This is a genomic window from Pseudoduganella sp. RAF53_2 (assembly GCF_052113985.1).
In the GTDB taxonomy this organism is placed as follows: Bacteria; Pseudomonadota; Gammaproteobacteria; order Burkholderiales; family Burkholderiaceae_D; genus Rugamonas.
This window is the reverse complement of the sequence record NZ_JBFRDW010000049.1, coordinates 1-16,046: the sequence shown is the minus strand read 5'-3', so window position 1 is coordinate 16,046 and position 16,046 is coordinate 1. Positions and strand designations below refer to the sequence as shown.

Annotated in this window: 16 protein-coding genes; 6 read left to right on the top strand and 10 right to left on the bottom strand. The window is 62.5% G+C overall.

The annotated features are described in order from the left end of the window. The 3 genes from AB4Z11_RS05085 to AB4Z11_RS05075 form a co-directional block, all read right to left on the bottom strand. Positions 1-459, bottom strand: a 459-nt coding sequence (locus AB4Z11_RS05085; protein ID WP_442023126.1) for a molybdate ABC transporter permease subunit, incomplete at its 3' end; no start/stop codon positions are given. A 4-nt stretch (positions 460-463) separates the two neighbouring features. Next, a complete protein-coding gene (modA, locus tag AB4Z11_RS05080; RefSeq protein WP_442023125.1) occupies positions 464-1,207 on the bottom strand; it encodes a molybdate ABC transporter substrate-binding protein in 744 nt (247 codons plus the stop codon). A gap of 65 nt (positions 1,208-1,272) precedes the next feature. Next, entirely contained in the window at positions 1,273-2,148 is an 876-nt protein-coding gene (locus AB4Z11_RS05075; protein WP_442023124.1) for a LysR family transcriptional regulator, read from the bottom strand. 118 nt (positions 2,149-2,266) lie between these two features. Between AB4Z11_RS05075 and AB4Z11_RS05070 the strand changes: the two genes are divergently transcribed. The 5 genes from AB4Z11_RS05070 to AB4Z11_RS05050 all read left to right on the top strand — a co-directional run bounded on the left by AB4Z11_RS05070 (position 2,267) and on the right by AB4Z11_RS05050 (position 8,832). After that, entirely contained in the window at positions 2,267-3,433 is a 1,167-nt protein-coding gene (locus AB4Z11_RS05070) for a mandelate racemase/muconate lactonizing enzyme family protein (RefSeq protein WP_442023123.1), read from the top strand. Positions 3,434-3,524: 91 nt separating this feature from the next. Beyond that, a complete protein-coding gene (locus tag AB4Z11_RS05065) occupies positions 3,525-5,450 on the top strand; it encodes a TonB-dependent receptor plug domain-containing protein (protein ID WP_442023122.1) in 1,926 nt (641 codons plus the stop codon). A gap of 1 nt (position 5,451) precedes the next feature. Then, complete coding sequence (locus tag AB4Z11_RS05060; protein WP_442023121.1) at positions 5,452-6,048, top strand: YfiR family protein; 597 nt, start codon at positions 5,452-5,454, stop codon at positions 6,046-6,048. After that, on the top strand, positions 6,048-7,943 hold the full coding sequence (locus AB4Z11_RS05055) for a hybrid sensor histidine kinase/response regulator (RefSeq protein WP_442023120.1): 1,896 nt from the start codon (positions 6,048-6,050) through the stop codon (positions 7,941-7,943). Before AB4Z11_RS05060 ends, AB4Z11_RS05055 begins: the two co-directional genes overlap by 1 nt. After that, positions 7,933-8,832, top strand: coding sequence for a LysR family transcriptional regulator (locus tag AB4Z11_RS05050; protein ID WP_442023119.1), 900 nt, complete (start codon positions 7,933-7,935; stop codon positions 8,830-8,832). Before AB4Z11_RS05055 ends, AB4Z11_RS05050 begins: the two co-directional genes overlap by 11 nt. Here AB4Z11_RS05050 and AB4Z11_RS05045 read toward each other — a convergent pair. From AB4Z11_RS05045 to AB4Z11_RS05020, 6 genes are read right to left on the bottom strand one after another with little or no spacing between them, the layout of a single operon-like run. Further along, positions 8,822-9,823 carry a TRAP transporter substrate-binding protein gene (locus tag AB4Z11_RS05045; RefSeq protein ID WP_442023118.1) on the bottom strand — a complete coding sequence of 334 codons (1,002 nt, stop codon included), beginning with the start codon at positions 9,821-9,823 and terminating at the stop codon, positions 8,822-8,824. The two genes, AB4Z11_RS05050 and AB4Z11_RS05045, sit on opposite strands and share 11 nt — an antisense overlap. A 14-nt stretch (positions 9,824-9,837) precedes the next feature. Further along, positions 9,838-10,800: an HpcH/HpaI aldolase/citrate lyase family protein gene (locus AB4Z11_RS05040; RefSeq protein ID WP_442023117.1), complete on the bottom strand. Its 963-nt coding sequence runs from the start codon at positions 10,798-10,800 to the stop codon at positions 9,838-9,840. Next, positions 10,797-12,185: an MmgE/PrpD family protein gene (locus tag AB4Z11_RS05035; RefSeq protein WP_442023116.1), complete on the bottom strand. Its 1,389-nt coding sequence runs from the start codon at positions 12,183-12,185 to the stop codon at positions 10,797-10,799. Before AB4Z11_RS05035 ends, AB4Z11_RS05040 begins: the two co-directional genes overlap by 4 nt. Before the next feature lie 9 nt (positions 12,186-12,194). Further along, on the bottom strand, positions 12,195-13,373 hold the full coding sequence (locus AB4Z11_RS05030; protein WP_442023115.1) for a CaiB/BaiF CoA transferase family protein: 1,179 nt from the start codon (positions 13,371-13,373) through the stop codon (positions 12,195-12,197). 11 nt (positions 13,374-13,384) lie between these two features. Further along, positions 13,385-14,542: an acyl-CoA dehydrogenase family protein gene (locus AB4Z11_RS05025; protein ID WP_442023114.1), complete on the bottom strand. Its 1,158-nt coding sequence runs from the start codon at positions 14,540-14,542 to the stop codon at positions 13,385-13,387. A gap of 8 nt (positions 14,543-14,550) precedes the next feature. Further along, positions 14,551-15,393, bottom strand: a complete 843-nt coding sequence (locus AB4Z11_RS05020; RefSeq protein WP_442023113.1) for an FAS1-like dehydratase domain-containing protein — start codon at positions 15,391-15,393, stop codon at positions 14,551-14,553. 157 nt (positions 15,394-15,550) lie between these two features. On the opposite strand from AB4Z11_RS05020, the gene AB4Z11_RS05015 reads away from it, so the two are divergent. After that, positions 15,551-15,715 carry a hypothetical protein gene (locus AB4Z11_RS05015; protein WP_442023112.1) on the top strand — a complete coding sequence of 55 codons (165 nt, stop codon included), beginning with the start codon at positions 15,551-15,553 and terminating at the stop codon, positions 15,713-15,715. Here the strand turns inward: AB4Z11_RS05015 and AB4Z11_RS05010 are convergent. Beyond that, the gene (locus tag AB4Z11_RS05010; protein WP_442023111.1) at positions 15,702-15,860 is read right to left on the bottom strand and encodes a hypothetical protein; all 159 of its coding nucleotides are present in this window, start codon (positions 15,858-15,860) and stop codon (positions 15,702-15,704) included. The two genes, AB4Z11_RS05015 and AB4Z11_RS05010, sit on opposite strands and share 14 nt — an antisense overlap. Positions 15,861-16,046: the final 186 nt, after the last annotated feature.

The window sequence follows — 16,046 nt, the reverse complement described above, 5'->3', positions numbered from 1 at the left end:
CACCGCAGCCGTGAGAATGCCGGGACGCGCCATCGGCAGCACCACGGTGAAGAAAGCATCCAGCGGCGAAGCGCGCAGACTGGCCGCCACTTCCAATGGGCGCGTACCGATTTCGCGGAAGGCTTGCTGCAAAGGCTGCACGGTGAAAGGCAGGGAATAGAGGATGGAGGCTATCAGTAGACCGGGAAAGCTGAAGGCCAGCAGTCCCCAGCCCAGCGATTGCGTCAGATGGCCGATGGGACCCTGGTCGCCCAATAACACCAGCAGATAAAAGCCCAGCACCGTCGGCGGCAGCACAAGCGGCAGCGTGGTGACGGCGCTGGCAATGGTGGCGCCGATCGATCGGGATCGGGCCAGCCACCAGGCTAGCGGTGTCGCGAGGATCAGCAGGATGACGGTCGTTGCTGTCGCCAGCTCCAGCGTCAAACGGATTGCAGACCAGTCTTCCGTGCCGATCATGACATTACAGCGAGTAGCCGGACGCGGTGATCACTGCTTTCGCCGCATCGGATTTCATAAACTTCAACAGCGCTTCTGCGGCAGGCTTGCCCTTGCCCTTATTCAGCAGGATGACGTCCTGGCGAATCGGCGAGTACAGGTTGGCCGGCACTACCCACGCCGAACCGGTCTTGATGCTGCCGCCGTCCAGCACCTGCGACATGGCGACGAAGCCCAGGTCTGCATTGCCGGTGGCGATGAACTGGTGGGTCTGGGCGATGTTTTCGCCAACGACATATTTCGGTGTCAGGGCGTCGGTCAGGCCCATTGCCTTGATGGTTTCAGTGGCGGCCAGTCCGTAAGGCGCCAGCTTGGGATTGGCGATGGCGATGTGGGCGAAGTCGCCTTTCTTCAGCACTTCGCCCTTGTCGTCCACGCGGCCAGGCTTGGCGCTCCACAGCACCAGCTTGCCTACGGCGTAGGTGAAGCGCGAACCGCTCACGCCTGCGCCTTCGGTTTCCAGTTTGGCTGGGGTCTCATCGTCGGCCGCAAACAGCACTTCGAAGGGGGCGCCATTCTTGATCTGGGCGTAGAACTTGCCCGTCGAGCCGGAGGTTTGCAGCACCTTATGGCCCGTGCTTTGCTCGAAAGCGGCGGCGATTTTCTGCATCGGACCGGCGAAATTGGCGGCTACCGCCACCTGGACTTCATCGGCGTGAGCAACAGTAAAGGCGGTGCCAAGAATGGTTGTCAGGACCAGTTTTCTCATCGTTTTCCCTTGGTTTCAAAGCGCAATATACAAGATGATATAACGATCCGTGCCTGTTTGCACGATTATCTCTTTGCAAACTTTTCTACGAGGAAGTCGATAAACGCCCTTGCACGGGCGGTTTGCTGGCGGCGCTGGGGGTAATACACGAACAAGTCGGCGGAGGGCAGTTTGCTATCGGGCAGCACCACGCGCAGACGGCCGCTTTCCAGGTATTTGGCCAGGTCCCATTCGGAGCGGATCAGGATGCCATGGCCATCCAGGGCCCAGCCGAGGACGATGTCGCCGTCGTTGCTGGATAGCGCGCCAGACACTTTCACCGTCTCGCCGCTCTCGAAACGCCAGATGCCGTAAGCGTCCTCGTTCTGGCGGTGGATGATGCAGCGGTGCTGGGCCAGGTCGGCCAGCTTTTTCGGCGTGCCGTGGTGTTCCAGATAGGCCGGGGAGGCGCACAGGAAGCGGCGGTTCGACATCACGCGCCGCGCGCTCAGGCGATTGTCGGGCAGGGCGCCGAAGCGGATGGCCAGGTCGAAGCCGCTTTCCACCAGGTCGACTGGGCGGTCGGTCACTTCCAGCTGCACTTCCACATGCTGATAGCGCCTGGCGAATTCGGACACCAGCGGCGCAATCGTCGTGCGGCCAAAACCCAGCGTCGCATTCACCCGCAGCAGGCCGCGATGCTCGGCGCCGCCGCGCGAGACGGCGTCTTCCATCTCGCGCAGATCGGCCAATATGCGCGTTGCATAAGACAGATAAGTTTCGCCCTCGTTGGTCAGGCTGATGCTGCGCGTGGTGCGGTTTACCAGGCGCACGCCGAGACGGGCTTCCATCTGCGCCAGGCGCTTGGTGGCGGCGGGCGGCGTCAGGTCCAGCTCGCGTGCGGCGGCGGCGAGGTTGCCATGGCGCGCCAGCAGTACGAAGAACTCAAGGTCATTCTTCATTGGAAGTTAATAATGAAATGAATTGCATTCAATTTTAGTGCATGGCGCGGGGATTATGCTACGGCTATCGATATACGGCGGATCAATGATCCGCCCTACGCTACCAAGGAGACCCGCCATGCGCATCGTTGAAATCCGTGAACAAACCCTTCAAATCAGCTCGCCTATCCGCAATGCTTACATCGACTTCAGCAAAATGACGCTGAGCCTGGTTGCCGTGATCACCGACGTGATCCGCGACGGCAAGCCAGTGGTCGGCTACGGCTTCAACTCCAACGGCCGTTACGGCCAGGGCAAGCTGATGCGCGAGCGCTTCATCCCGCGCATCATGGAAGCGGAGCCGGAATCGCTGCTGGACGACAGCGGCAGGAATCTGGACCCGCACAAGATCTGGGACGCGATGTTCAAGAACGAGAAGCCGGGCGGCCACGGCGAGCGCTCGGTTGCCATCGGCACCATCGATATGGCCGTGTGGGATGCGGTCGCCAAGATCGAAGGCAAGCCGCTGTTCCAGTTGCTGGCCGAGCGTTATGGCAATGGCCAGCCTGACCGTAAAGTCTTTGTTTATGCGGCGGGCGGTTATTACTATCCCGGCCAGGACCACGGCAAACTGAAAGACGAAATGCGTAGCTACATCGATCGTGGCTACACGGTGGTGAAGAAGAAGATCGGTGGCGCGTCGCTGGACGAAGACCTGCGCCGCATCGATTCGATCCTGAGCGTGCTGCAGGATGGCCAGAAGCTGGCGGTCGATGCCAATGGCCGCTTTGACCTGGACACCGCAATTCAGTATGCGAAAGCGCTGTCGCAATACGATCTGTTCTGGTACGAAGAGGCAGGCGATCCGCTCGACTTCGAGTTACAGGCGACGCTGCGCAACTACTACGCGAACCCCATGGCGACGGGCGAAAACCTGTTCTCGATGCAGGATGCSCGCAACCTGATTCGCTACGGCGGCATGCGCGCGGACCGCGACTGGCTGCAGTTTGACTGCGCACTCAGTTATGGTCTGGTTGAATATCTGCGCACGCTGGATATGCTCGAACAGCACGGCTGGTCGGCCTCGCGCTGCATCCCGCACGGCGGCCACCAGATGTCCCTGAACATCGCAGCGGGCCTGGGGCTGGGCGGCAATGAAAGCTACCCGGACCTGTTCCAGCCATTCGGTGGCTTCCCTGATGGCGTGAAAGTGGAGCAGGGCTATGTGACGATGCCGGACCTGCCCGGTATTGGCTTTGAAGGCAAGTCCGATCTGATTTCGGTGATGCGCCAGTTGTCCGCTTGAGGCAAAGTTGCCACAGCGTTTAAATAGTGCGCGGTGGAAAAAACGGAAATGGCTATAATCCCTGAGACCACATAAGCCAGTCTCAGGGTCCATGCCCAATAATAAAACTCGCAGCACCTTACTGCTTGCCGCCTTGCTGGCCCGTGCCCTGACGGCGGGCGCCAGCACGGTCGAGAGCACCCAGCTTGCCGACATGTCGCTGGAAGAGCTCAACGACATCGTCGTCACTTCGGTATCGCGCCAGGAAGAACGCCTCAGTAACGCCGCCGCTTCAGTCTTCATCATCAGCAATGAAGACATCCGCCGCAGCGGTGTGCGCTCGCTGCCTGAAGCCTTGCGCCTCGCGCCGAATCTGCAAGTGGCGCAAGTCGATGCGCGCAATTACGCGATCACCGCGCGCGGCTTCGGCAGTGCGCTCGAAAACAAACTGCTGGTGCTGATCGATGGCCGCAGCATCTATTCGCCATTGTTCTCCGGTGTGTTCTGGGACGCGCAGGATGTGGTGATGGAGGACGTCGAGCGCATCGAAGTGATCAGCGGTCCCGGTGCAACTATCTGGGGTGTGAATGCGGTCAATGGCGTGATCAACATCATCACGCGCTCGGTGACGGACACGCAAGGCACGCTGGCCTCCCTTGCCGCCGGATCGAATAACCGCGATGGTTCCGCGCGCTATGGCGGGGCCTTGCCGAATGGCGGCCACTTCCGCCTCTATGCGCGCTATGCCGATGCGGACGATATCGGCGAGGGCAAAACGATGAGCGATTTCACGGGCTGGCACCGCCGCCAGGCCGGCTTCCGTGCGGATTGGGAGCGCATGGGACTGACCGTGTCCGGCGATGTCTATCAGGGCAAGCTGCATCAGCTGGGTACGCGCGACATCGACATCTCCGGCGGCAACCTGAATACCCGCTATGTGCATAAGCTGTCTGCCGACTCCGATCTGAGCGTGCAGGTGGTACTGGACCACACGGAACGCGACCAGCCCAACGCCTACATCGACCGCCTCGATACCTATGAGCTGCAAGCCCAGCACAGCGTGCGCCTGGCGCGTAACAGCATCGTGTGGGGCGGCGGCTACCGCGAGTCGCGCGACACGAATATCGCCGGTCCGGGCTTCGGCTTCCTGCCCGGCGATCTGACCATGCATTGGGGGAATCTGTTTGTTCAGGACGAATACGCGCTGACGCCGCAACTGCGCCTGACAGCCGGCGCCAAGGTGGAACACAATAATTACACCGGCGCCGAATGGCTGCCGAGCGCACGCCTTGCATGGATGCCGGACAGTGGCCGCCTGTTATGGGCCAGCCTCGCGCGCACCGTGCGTGCTCCATCGCGCATCGACCGCGATTTCTACGCACCGCCGGTGCCGGTGAAGATTGGCGGCGTGCCGCGCTATCTCTACGGTGGCGGTCCGGACTTCGATTCGGAAGTGGCCAAGGTGGCGGAGCTGGGCTATCGCGCCCAGCCATCACCGCGGTGGTCGTATTCAGCCACACTCTGGTATGCCGACTACGACCGCTTGCGCACGCTGGAACCGAATCCGCTGCCGTTGCCGAACACCGGCCTGAATGTATTCCGCAATCTCTCCGCAGGCTACACGCGCGGCCTGGAAGTCTGGGGCAGTTTCCAGGCCACGCCGCACTGGCGCCTGCACGCCGGCCTTGTGGTGCAAAATGTGGATATCAAGGGTCTGCCTGGAAGTAAGGATCTGGCTGCCGCGGCGGGCTTGAATGCGAACGATCCCAACAGCCGCTGGATGCTGCGTTCCTCGCACGACCTGCCCGCCAGTATGCAGCTGGACTGGACCTTGCGCCGCGTCGGTAAATTGCCGCATCCTGAAGTACCTTCCTATCACGAACTGGATATGCACCTGTCATGGAAAGCCAGCGCCAATATGGAATTTGCGCTGATTGGACAAAACCTTTTGCATCGTAATCACGCGGAGTTTGGCGCGCTGCCGACGCGCAGCGTAATCGAACGTACGGCGATGCTGCAGATGACGCTGCGGTACTGACATGATGGCCGCCTCTCTCCGCATGATGTCCTGCGACGCCGTGCCCGCGTGGACCGGCCGCGTTGTTGCCGCGCTGCTGCTGGCGCTGGCCCTGGGGTGCGTTGCCAGCGGTCTGCCGCCGCAAAGTGCGCAGGCGCAGGGGCAGAACCTGGAACGCAGCGTGAAGGCAGCTTTCCTGTACAAATTCCTCGGCTATGTCGAGTACCCCGGCGATACGCCGGCTCAGATGACGGTCGGTGTGATCGGTGCGGACGATATCGCTACCGAACTTACGCAAATTACAGCCGGGCGTATGATCAACGGACGCCCGATCGTCGTGAAGACTTTGCGCGACCCGGATGCGCTGGCGGGCCTGCAGCTGGTCTTTGTCGGCGGGGATGCGGCGCAGACGCCGCAGATCCTGCGCAATGCGGCCAAGAACGGTGTGCTGAGCGTGACGGAAACCGAGAATGGTCTGCAGCAGGGTAGTGTGATCAACTTCCGCCTGGTCGATGACCGCGTGCGTTTCGAGATTTCGCTGCCTGCGGCTGAGAAGAATAATGTGCGCCTGAGTTCCCGCCTGCTGTCGGTTGCTTATCAGGTGCAGAAGGGGCAGTAATGTTGCGGTTGCATGCGGCCTCGGTGCGGGCCAAGCTGATCATGATGGCGCTGGCCACGACACTTGTCGCCCTGGTCACGACCTCGGTCTGCATGCTGCTGTATGACCTGAGCAGCTTCCAGCAGGGCTGGGTGGACGACTTGACCACACAGGCCGAGATTATCGCCACCATGTCCGCGCCGGCGGTGAGTTTCAACGATCCGGCCACGGCGCGGCAAAACCTGGCGCTGCTGCGCGTGCGGCCGCAGATCCTGGCGGGCGCTGTGTACACGGATACCGGCCAGCTGTTCGCCTCCTACAGCCAGTCGCCGGTCGATGCGCCTGAATTCCCGGCCAGGCCGGGCAAAGTCGGCTACGCCGTCCAGGGCGGCAGCATGATCGTCTACCATCCCATTGTCGATCACGGCGAACGCATCGGCACGGTGTACCTGAATGCCAGCTATCGTCTGCTGGACCGGGTCGAAAGCTACGCCATGATTCTGGCGGCGGTGCTGGTGCCCAGCATGCTGGTGGCGGCGCTGGTGGCGTCCGGCCTGCAGAAAGCCATCACGCGGCCACTGGCAGCGGTGACCGGCGTGGCGCGCGAAGTGATGCTGCGGCGCGACTTCAGCCTGCGCGTCGGCAGCGATGCGACCGGCGAAATCGGCACGCTGGTGGCGGCCTTCAACGATATGCTGGCCGAGGTGGAGCGCCGCGCGCACGCGCTGCAGGACGCCAACCGCACACTGGAACATGAGATGCATGTGCGGCAGGGCGCGGAGCGCGCACTGCTGCTGGCGGACCGCCGCAAGGACGAGTTCCTGGCCACGCTGGCGCACGAGCTGCGCAACCCGCTGGCGCCGATCCGCACGGGTCTGGACATCATGCGCGTCAACGGCAAGGATGCCAACGCCGTCGAGCGCGCGCGCGCCATCATGGAACGCCAGCTCAAGCAGATGGTGCGCCTGGTGGATGACCTGCTGGACGTCTCGCGCATCACTACCGGCAAGCTGACGATTCGCCACGATCAGGTGAGGCTGAGCGATGTCGTGAACGATGCGCTGGAAGTGGCGCGTCCTTTCATCGATGCACAGGGCCACAAGCTGGAGGTGTCGCTGCCGGACAAGCCCGTGCACTTGCTGGGTGATGGCACGCGCCTGGCGCAGGTGCTGTCCAATTTGCTGAACAACGCGGCCAAGTACACCTCGCGCGGCGGCGCCATCAGTCTTCGTGCCATCGTCGTCAATGAGCAGGTGCTGATCCGCGTGAAGGACAACGGTATCGGCATTCCGGCCAATATGCTGGGCGAAATTTTCGAACTCTTCATCCAGGCCGACACCTCGCTGGAACGCAGTACGGCGGGGCTGGGCGTAGGCCTGTCGCTGGCGCGCAAACTGGTGGAACTGCACGGAGGCACCATCCGCGCCTCGAGCGAAGGGCTGGGCACCGGCACCGAAATTCTGGTCATGCTGCCGGTGGTGGCCGAGCCGGCGGCGGTGGTCGCGGCGCCGCAGGGGATGCCGGGGCCGGTGCGCCAGTACCGCATCCTGCTCGCGGACGATAATATTGATTTCGTCAACAGCATCGGCGCGCTGCTGCGCTCCATGGGCCATACGGTGCAGATCAGCCATGACGGCAATCAGGCGCTGGTCGCGGCGGAAGCCTTCGTGCCGGATTTCGCTTTCCTCGACATCGGCCTGCCGCAGATGAACGGATACGACCTGGCGCGCGCCATCCGCCGCATGCCCGCGTTGCGCAAGACGGTGCTGGTGGCGGTGACCGGCTGGGGACAGCAGAAAGATAGGCAGCAGGCCTTCGACGCAGGCTTCGAAGGCCATCTCGTGAAACCCGTGAGCTTTGAGCAGATCAGTGCCATACTGGCGGGTAGCCGAGAAGGATTTGCCCATGCTGTTTGACCTCACCGACCTGCGCCTCTTCATCCACATCGCCGAACAGAAAAGCCTGACCCGCGCTGCGGAGCGCATGCACATCTCGCTGGCGGCGGCCAGCAACCGCATCAAGGAACTGGAAACGCGCTTCGGCACGCGCCTGCTGTACCGCGAGAACAAGGGCGTGCAGTTGTCGCCCGCCGGCGAAACGTTGCTGGCGCATGCGCAGGCCTTCATGCAGCAGGTGGAACGGCTGAAGAGCGATATGCAGCAGTACAACAATGGCATCAAGGGCCATATCCGCATCTTCGCCAACACCACGGCGGTGACGGAGTTCATGCCGGAGGTGCTGGGGCAGTTTTTGAGCCGCCATCCGCAGGTGAATGTAGCGCTGGAAGAGCGTCTGAATCAGGACATCATCCGCGGCATCCAGGAGGGCACGGCCGATATCGGCATCGCTGCCGGGCCGGTGTCCGGCGCCGGGCTGGAGATCATCAATTTCTCCACCGACCGGCTGGTGCTCGCGGCGGCGCCGGATCATCCTCTCGCGCAGGTGAAGGAAATCAGCTTTGCCGAGACACTGGATTATCAGCATATCGGCCTGCACGAAGGCAGTACGCTGCAGCACTTCCTGTCGCGCATTGCGGCGGAGACGGGGCAGCGGCTGCAGTTGCGCATCCAGGTGCGCGGCTTTGAAGCCATGTGCCGTATGGTGGAGAACAATGTCGGCGTCGCGATCCTGCCGCATTCCTCCGCCGTGCGCCTGAGCCGCACGATGCGGCTGGCGCTGGTGGAGTTGAAGGAACCGTGGGCGGTGCGCGAACGCAGCGTGGTGGTGCAGAAGCTCGACGCGCTGCCAGCCTATGCGCGCGAGCTGGTGGACTTCATTTGCGCGGCGGGCCGCGTTATTTCGTAGCTTCCGCGGCGGCGGCTTCTCGGTTGAAGGACGCGATCAGGTCCTTGCCCACACGATCCTCTACAGTCTTCTGCACCGGCAGCAGCGCCTTGCGCCACTCCGCTTTTTCCTGCGGCGTCAGCTTGTAGACCTCCGTCTTGCCCGACTTGCGGATGCCTTCCAGCGCTTCATCGTTCTCCTTCTGCGCGATCTCGTTCGCGTAGCGGGTCGCTTCCTTCATCGCGCCTTCCAGCTGCGCGCGGACATCGGCCGGCAGGCTATCCCAGAACTTCTTGTTGGCGATCACCGCATAGCCGATATAGCCGTGATCCGACACTGTCAGATGCTTCTGCACCTCGTGCATTTTCTGAGTGTAGATATTGGACGGCGTATTCTCGCCGCCATCCACCACGCCGGTCTGCATCGATTGATAGACCTCGGAGAAAGCGAGTACCTGCGGATTGGCGCCCAGCGCGCGCATTTGCGCGTCCAGCACCTTGGACGACTGGATGCGCAGCTTCTGTCCCTTGAAATCGGCCGGCGTGCGGATCGGCTTATTCGACGTCATTTCCTTGAAGCCGTTGTCCCAGTAAGCCAGGCCCACGATGCCCTTGGGCTCCAGCTTCTTCAGCAGTGATTTGCCGACCGGGCCTTCGTTCACACGCTGCAGGGCGGCTTTACTTGGCAGAATATAGGGTATGTCGTAAACCTCGAATTCCTTCACGCCCAGCGGACCGAATTTTGACAGCGACGGCGCCAGCATCTGCACTGCACCCATTTGCAGCGCTTCCAGTTCTTCCTTGTCCTTATACAGCTGGCTGTTCGGATAGACCTCGACCTTCACACGTCCCTTGGTCGCCGCTTCCGCCAGCTCCTTGAATTTCTGGGCGCCTTTGCCTTTGGGCGTGTCGGCCGCGACCACGTGGCTGAATTTGATCACGATCGGATTTTGCGCAAAGGCGCTTGCGGCAAACAGGGTTGTGGCGGCAAACAGGATGGATTGCAGTTTCATTAGTGTCTCCGGTGTTATCGGTGTGATGAATCGATGATGCGTTGGGCGGCGAGGATGATGGGGCGGTCGATCATCTTGCCGTCCAGTGCCACGGCGGCGCCTTGCGCGGCTTCAGCGGCTTGCAGCACGCGCTGGGCCCAGGCGATTTCTTGTTCTGTCGGTGAGAATACTTTGTGGACGGCTTCCAGCTGTTTGGGGTGGATGCACAGCTTGGCGCCGAAGCCGAGGCGCCTGGCGTAGCGGGTGTCGTCCGCCACTGCCGCTGCGTCCTCAAAATCGGTCGTGACGCCGTCGACTGGCGGCGGCAGGTCGGCCAGCCGCGATTGCAGCACCAGTTCTGAACGGAAGTAGAGCAGACCCTCTCGTTCATCCTCGATGCCGAGGTCAAGGCGGAAGTCGATGGAGCCAAACAGCAGCCTTTCCACGCGCGGCGCATAGGCGAGTTTATGCAAGTGGGCGAAGCCTTGCGCGGACTCGATCAGCGGCAGCACGGGCGCCACGGCGGTGGCGCGCGCCAACTGCTCGATGCGCTCGGCTTTCGGCAGCACGATGCCCGCCAGCTTGCGGCCAGCCGCGCGGCACGCCGCGAGATCGTCGGCAAACCAGGGCGTGTCCGCAGCATTGACGCGGACGTAGATCGGCACGATTGGCCCTGGCCCGGCATCCGGTGACGCTTGCGATGCCAGATCGGCATGGCCGGCGTCTGGCGCCATGAGTGATGTGCTGGCCGATGTGGCGCCGGCGGGATTGGCGCTGGCGGGACTGGTGCTGCTAACTGCGCGCGGCGCGGCCGGGGCAGCCGGGGCAGGATCGTAGGCGTCGAACCAATCGGTGAGGGCGGCGCGGGCGGTGGCTTTATCGGCTGGCGGGACGGCGTCTTCGAGGTCGATGATGATCGCGCCCGCGCCGGAAGCGAGCGCCTTGGCGATGCGCTCTGGCCGCGTGGCGGGCACGAACAGATATGAGCGTGGGCTCACAGCAGCGCTCCGATGCGCTCGGCATGCGCCAGCGACCAGACCTTGTCCGCCACGGCGTTCATCTCCGCCGCAGTCGCCGCGCCGCTGAAGGCTGCCAGGCGCACAGCTTTATCCTGCAGCTCTGCGCGGCTCAGTGTATTGCCTGGGTCGCCTTTTGGCTCGTCCACGCGGCCATGCAGCGTGCGGCCATCGGTCGTAGTGACGACCACTTTGCCGATCCAGCGCGCCGGATAGGCGCCGTCCACCTCCGCATCCAGCACCATGTGCACTTTCTCGCGCAGGGCGGCAACACGGGGATTGTTGTAGCTCTGTTCGAATTCGCTCAGCCCTGCCGCGTCGAATTCGGCGATCAGGCCAAGCACGGTGCCCATTGAGAATTTGGCCTGATGGACGGTTTGCGGATTCACGACCGGCCCCAGCACGTCGATTGCGCCCTGGTGCACAAAAGCGTCCACTCGTGCAATCTGCGCCGCGGTGAGCGCATGTTCGTGCATGACGGCTTGCAGCGCGTCGGCGGCGGGATGCGTATGGCGGCACGATGCATGGAATTTGAACGAAGTCTCGGCCAGCGCCCAGCGCGCGCCGAGACGGTCGGTCAGCCGGGCCGGATCGGCATCGCGCGACATGCCGGCGGCCATGCCTTGCGGGCCTTCCAGGATGCGGCGCGCGCCGGTAAAGCCTTCACGTGCGAGCCAGGCTGCCGTCAGACCGTCTGCGGCGGCTTYGCCGGTATGGAGCTGCTTGGAATCGGCGGCGTCGCGCAGGAATTCCCACAGGCCGGCGGCTTGCGTGCCGGCCGACCCGAAAGCGTGAAGCATTTGTTCGGGGCTCAGGTTCAGCAAGCGTCCAGCGGCCGCTGCTGCGGCAATGGTGCCTGCGGTGCCGGTGGTGTGGAAGATCTTATAGTGGGAGCGTCCGAGAAATTCGCCGACGCGAATGCCGACCTCATAGCCTGCCACGGCGGCGGTCAGCAGCTCCTGGCCTGAGCGACCCTCAGCCTGCCCGATTGCCAGCGCCGCCGGAAAGACCACCGCGGCAGGGTGAAAGACGGAGCCATTATGCACGTCGTCCTGTTCGGCAAAGTGGGACGAGGCGCCGTTGACCATCGCCGCGAACAGCGGCGTTGTCCGCGTACGTGAAATCAGCACCTCGCAAGCACCGCCGGACATTCCGGCGGACGCGGCGCCGGAGGCGGCACCGCGCGCCGGAACACCGGACATCTCCTCAGCAAAGCGGGCGATGGCTTCGACGGGGCGGGCGCCTCTACCGGCCAGCGCGGAGCCGATCCAGTCGAGGAAGAGGTCTTCCGCGCGGCGTACGACGGCGTCCGGAATCTGTCCGAACTGGAGGTTGGCGGCGAAGGTGGCAAGTTCCTGTGTGCTCATGCTGGCTCCTCAGACAGCTTGCTGGCTGCGCAGCGCGGCGATCGACGCGGCATCGTAGCCGAGGTGAGAAAGAATCGTGTCCGTGTGCTGCCCCAGCGCCGGCACTTCGTCCATGCGTGCTTCCCACGTATTCGGCACGCCCGGCGGCAGCAGGGCAGGCATTGCGCCCGCCGGCGTACCAACTTCAACCCAGCGCTCGCGCGCCTTCAGCTGCGCGTGCTGCCACAGATCGTGCATGGAATTCATGTGCGCGTTGGCGATCTGCGCATGGTCCAGACGCTCGATGACCTGCTCGGCGGTGAGTGCCGCGAAGGTCTCAACGATGAGCGCCCGCAGTTCCTGGCGCGCCTCGTGCCGCTTGGCGTTGGATGCGAAGCGCGCATCGGTGGCAAGATCGGGCCGCAACAATACCTTTTCGCAGAACAGCGCCCATTCGCGCTCGTTCTGCAAGCCGAGCATCACCACTTTGCCGTCGCCGGCAGGGAAGGGGCCGTACGGATAAATCGTCGCGTGTGCGGCGCCTGCGCGCGGCGGCGGCGAAGCGCCGTCCATGGCGTAATAGAGCGGATAGCTCATCCACTCCGCCAGGCTCTCCAGCATGGACACGTCAATGCGGCAGCCCTTGCCCGTCTTGCCGCGCTGGATCAGCGCCGCGAGGATGTTGGTGTAAGCGTACATGCCCGCCGCAATATCGGCAATCGAGCAGCCCGCCTTGGCCGGTTCGTCCGGCGTGCCGGTAATCGACAGGAAGCCAGATTCACTCTGAATCAGCAAATCGTAAGCCTTCTTGTCGCGATAAGGGCCATCCGCGCCGTAACCGGAAATATCGCAGACAATCAGTCGCGGATGCGTTGCCTTCAGCGCTTCGTAGGACAGGCCAAGCCGCGCCGCAGCGCCGGGCGCCAGATTCTGTACCAGCACGTCGGCTTCGTCTAAAAGCTTGCCGAGGATTTCATCCGCAGCGGCGTGTTTGACGTCCAGTGTCAGGCTCTCTTTCGAGCGATTGGTCCACACAAAGTGCGAAGCCAGTCCGCGGGCGCGTGCATCGTAGGCGCGGGCGAAATCGCCGACGCCGGGACGCTCAACCTTGATGACGCGTGCGCCGAGATCGGCCAGCTGCCGTGTGCAGAAAGGCGCTGCGATCGCATGTTCCAGCGTGACTACGGTAATGCCGTCGAGTGGTCGCATAAACAATCTCCTCAGAACGAGCGCGGCATGCCCAGTACGTGCTCGGCGACGTAGGACAAAATCAGATTGGTCGAAATCGGCGCCACCTGGTACAGGCGCGTTTCGCGGAACTTGCGCTCGACGTCGTACTCGTGGGCGAAACCGAAGCCGCCGTGGAATTGCAGGCAGGCGTTGGCCGCTTCCCACGATGCATCCGCCGCCAGCATCTTGGCCATATTTGCTTGCGCGCCGCAGGGCTGGTGCGCGTCGAACAGTTCGGCAGCTTTGTAGCGCATCAGGTTTGCCGCTTCGATATTCACGTAAGCCTTCGCGATAGGGAACTGCACGCCCTGGTTCTGGCCGATGGGACGGCCGAACACTTCGCGCTCGCTGACGTATTTGCTGACCTTGTCGATAAACCAGTAGCCGTCKCCAATGCACTCTGCCGCGATCAGCGTGCGCTCCGCGTTCAAGCCATCCAGGATGTACTTGAAGCCTTTGCCTTCCTCGCCAATCAGGTTCCCGGCCGGGATTTCAAGGTTCTCGAAGAACAGCTCATTGGTTTCGTGGTTGACCATGTTGAGAATCGGCTGCACGCTCATGCCTTTGCCGATCGCCTCACGCAGATCGACCAGGAAGATGGACATGCCTTCGGACTTCTTGGTCACATCCGACAGCGGCGTCGTGCGCGCCAGCAGAATCATCAGGTCGGAATGCTGTACGCGGGAGATCCACACTTTCTGGCCATTGACCACGTAGCGGTCGCCTTTGCGCACGGCCGTGGTTTTGATCTTTGTGGTGTCAGTGCCGGTGGTTGGCTCGGTCACGGCCATCGATTGCAGGCGCAGTTCTCCGCTGGCGATTTTCGGCAGATAAAACTCTTTCTGGGCTTGGGAGCCGTGACGCAGCAGGGTGCCCATGTTGTACATCTGGCCGTGGCAGGCGCCGGAGTTGCCGCCGCTGCGGTTGATCTCCTCCATGATGATCGACGCTTCCGTCAGGCCCAGGCCCGAACCGCCGTATTCCTGCGGGACCAGCGCGGCCAGCCAGCCCGCTTCGGTGAGCGCATTGACGAAGGCTTCCGGATAGCCGCGCGCCTCGTCGACGTCGCGGAAATAGGAGGCCGGGAATTCTGCGCACAGAGCGCGCACGGCATCGCGGATGTCCTGGTATTGGTCGTTGTTGTGCATTGTCGTTCTCACTCAATGGTGGCTTCGGCCTGCATGGCCAGTTCGCCGCGGTGGTTCAGTGCCCACAGGCTCACGCGGCCATTGCCTTCGGGGCGGCCGCAAACGGTAAAGGGATGGATGTCGAACAGCGGCGACACGGCGCGGAAGCTGAACGATGTCACGCGCGCCGCCGGTAGTTCGGCGCGCAGCAACTCCATCAGCAAGGTGGCGATCAGCGGTCCGTGCACGATCAGGCCGGGATAGCCTTCCACTTCAGTGACGTAGCTGCGGTCGTAATGGATGCGGTGTCCGTTGAAGGTCAGCGCGGAATAGCGGAACAGCAGCACAGGATCGGGAGTAATTTCGCGCGACCACTGCGCCTGCGCTGGAGCGGATTTTGGCGCGGGCTGCGGCGAGCCGGGCGCCGGCATATCGCGATAGACGATATCGTGTTCTTCAGTGATGGCGATGCGTCCGCTGCAACGGATTTCATGGCGCACGGTGACAAACACCAGATGCCCGCTGGCGCCAGCCTTGTCCTTCACGTCCAGGATGGACGACGTGCGGCTGATGGCCGCGCCGATCGGTAACGGCTCGGGGAAGGCCAGGCGTCCGCCCGCCCACATGCGGCGTGGCAGCGGCACCGGCGGCAGGAAACCGCCGCGGCGCGGATGGCCGTCGTCGCCGATTTGCGCGGCCGGTGCGACCGACCAGAAATTGATCCAGTGCCACAGCGGCGGCAGGATGGCGTTCGGCGCCGGCGTGTCGAGTGTTGCGGCGAGTGCGCCGACGGCTTCCGGACGCACCACGTCCTGCAGTGTCTCGGTCCTGCCGACCCATTGCTGTAGCAGGGAAAGATCGAAGTCGGACATTGTCGGCTCATTAAGAATTAATCGTTGAGCCAGTGTATGGCGCACAACACGCCGCCACAATTTGTATTTTCGGAAGGGGGGCTTGATAAATCCAAAAGCCGCCCGATCTGATGAGAATAAGTGAAGTTTTTGCTAATGTTTATCGAGGAGAAATCCCATGATCGACATCGACATCGACATCGACATCAAGGCGCATATCACCCCCGATCCGGAAACACCGCCGCCGCCGCCGGATAAAGAGCCGCCCCCCGACATCGAACCGGTGCCGGTGGAACCACCTGTCGAGGAGCCTATGCCGAAACCGCCGCCTATGAAGGCTTAGGGGCTTCGGGCGGCAGGGGAGGAATCTTGCGGATTTCTTCCTCTGTCTCTTTTTCGGCAGGCGATTTCTCGCCGCTGCCGATATCGTCTTCGTCCATCATGTGATGGCGGCGTTCGGATTCGTCGGGCTCATAGGGCTGGTTCATAGTGTGTCCCTCCTTTCAATTCATCCTAGCAGGGCAAATGCGCTTGCGGCGCGAAGTTGGTTTCAGATAACTAGTGTTGCCGTCTGCCTACATTTATGTCTTTTTGTGCTGACTGTCACATGGGGGTCATCAAAGTCTTTCTATAATCTAGTCATAGACAGTCTCATTGATCTACCGGAGGCCATC

What these genes read in the sequence shown, in the direction of transcription:
- modA (WP_442023125.1), bottom strand. Translation starts at nt 1,207, where the DNA reads ATGAGAAAACTGGTCCTGACAACCATTCTTGGCACCGCCTTTACTGTT.
- AB4Z11_RS05075 (WP_442023124.1), bottom strand. Translation starts at nt 2,148, where the DNA reads ATGAAGAATGACCTTGAGTTCTTCGTACTGCTGGCGCGCCATGGCAAC.
- AB4Z11_RS05065 (WP_442023122.1), top strand. Translation starts at nt 3,525, where the DNA reads ATGCCCAATAATAAAACTCGCAGCACCTTACTGCTTGCCGCCTTGCTG.
- AB4Z11_RS05060 (WP_442023121.1), top strand. Translation starts at nt 5,452, where the DNA reads ATGATGGCCGCCTCTCTCCGCATGATGTCCTGCGACGCCGTGCCCGCG.
- AB4Z11_RS05055 (WP_442023120.1), top strand. Translation starts at nt 6,048, where the DNA reads ATGTTGCGGTTGCATGCGGCCTCGGTGCGGGCCAAGCTGATCATGATG.
- AB4Z11_RS05050 (WP_442023119.1), top strand. Translation starts at nt 7,933, where the DNA reads ATGCTGTTTGACCTCACCGACCTGCGCCTCTTCATCCACATCGCCGAA.
- AB4Z11_RS05045 (WP_442023118.1), bottom strand. Translation starts at nt 9,823, where the DNA reads ATGAAACTGCAATCCATCCTGTTTGCCGCCACAACCCTGTTTGCCGCA.
- AB4Z11_RS05030 (WP_442023115.1), bottom strand. Translation starts at nt 13,373, where the DNA reads ATGCGACCACTCGACGGCATTACCGTAGTCACGCTGGAACATGCGATC.
- AB4Z11_RS05020 (WP_442023113.1), bottom strand. Translation starts at nt 15,393, where the DNA reads ATGTCCGACTTCGATCTTTCCCTGCTACAGCAATGGGTCGGCAGGACC.
- AB4Z11_RS05015 (WP_442023112.1), top strand. Translation starts at nt 15,551, where the DNA reads ATGATCGACATCGACATCGACATCGACATCAAGGCGCATATCACCCCC.
- AB4Z11_RS05010 (WP_442023111.1), bottom strand. Translation starts at nt 15,860, where the DNA reads ATGAACCAGCCCTATGAGCCCGACGAATCCGAACGCCGCCATCACATG.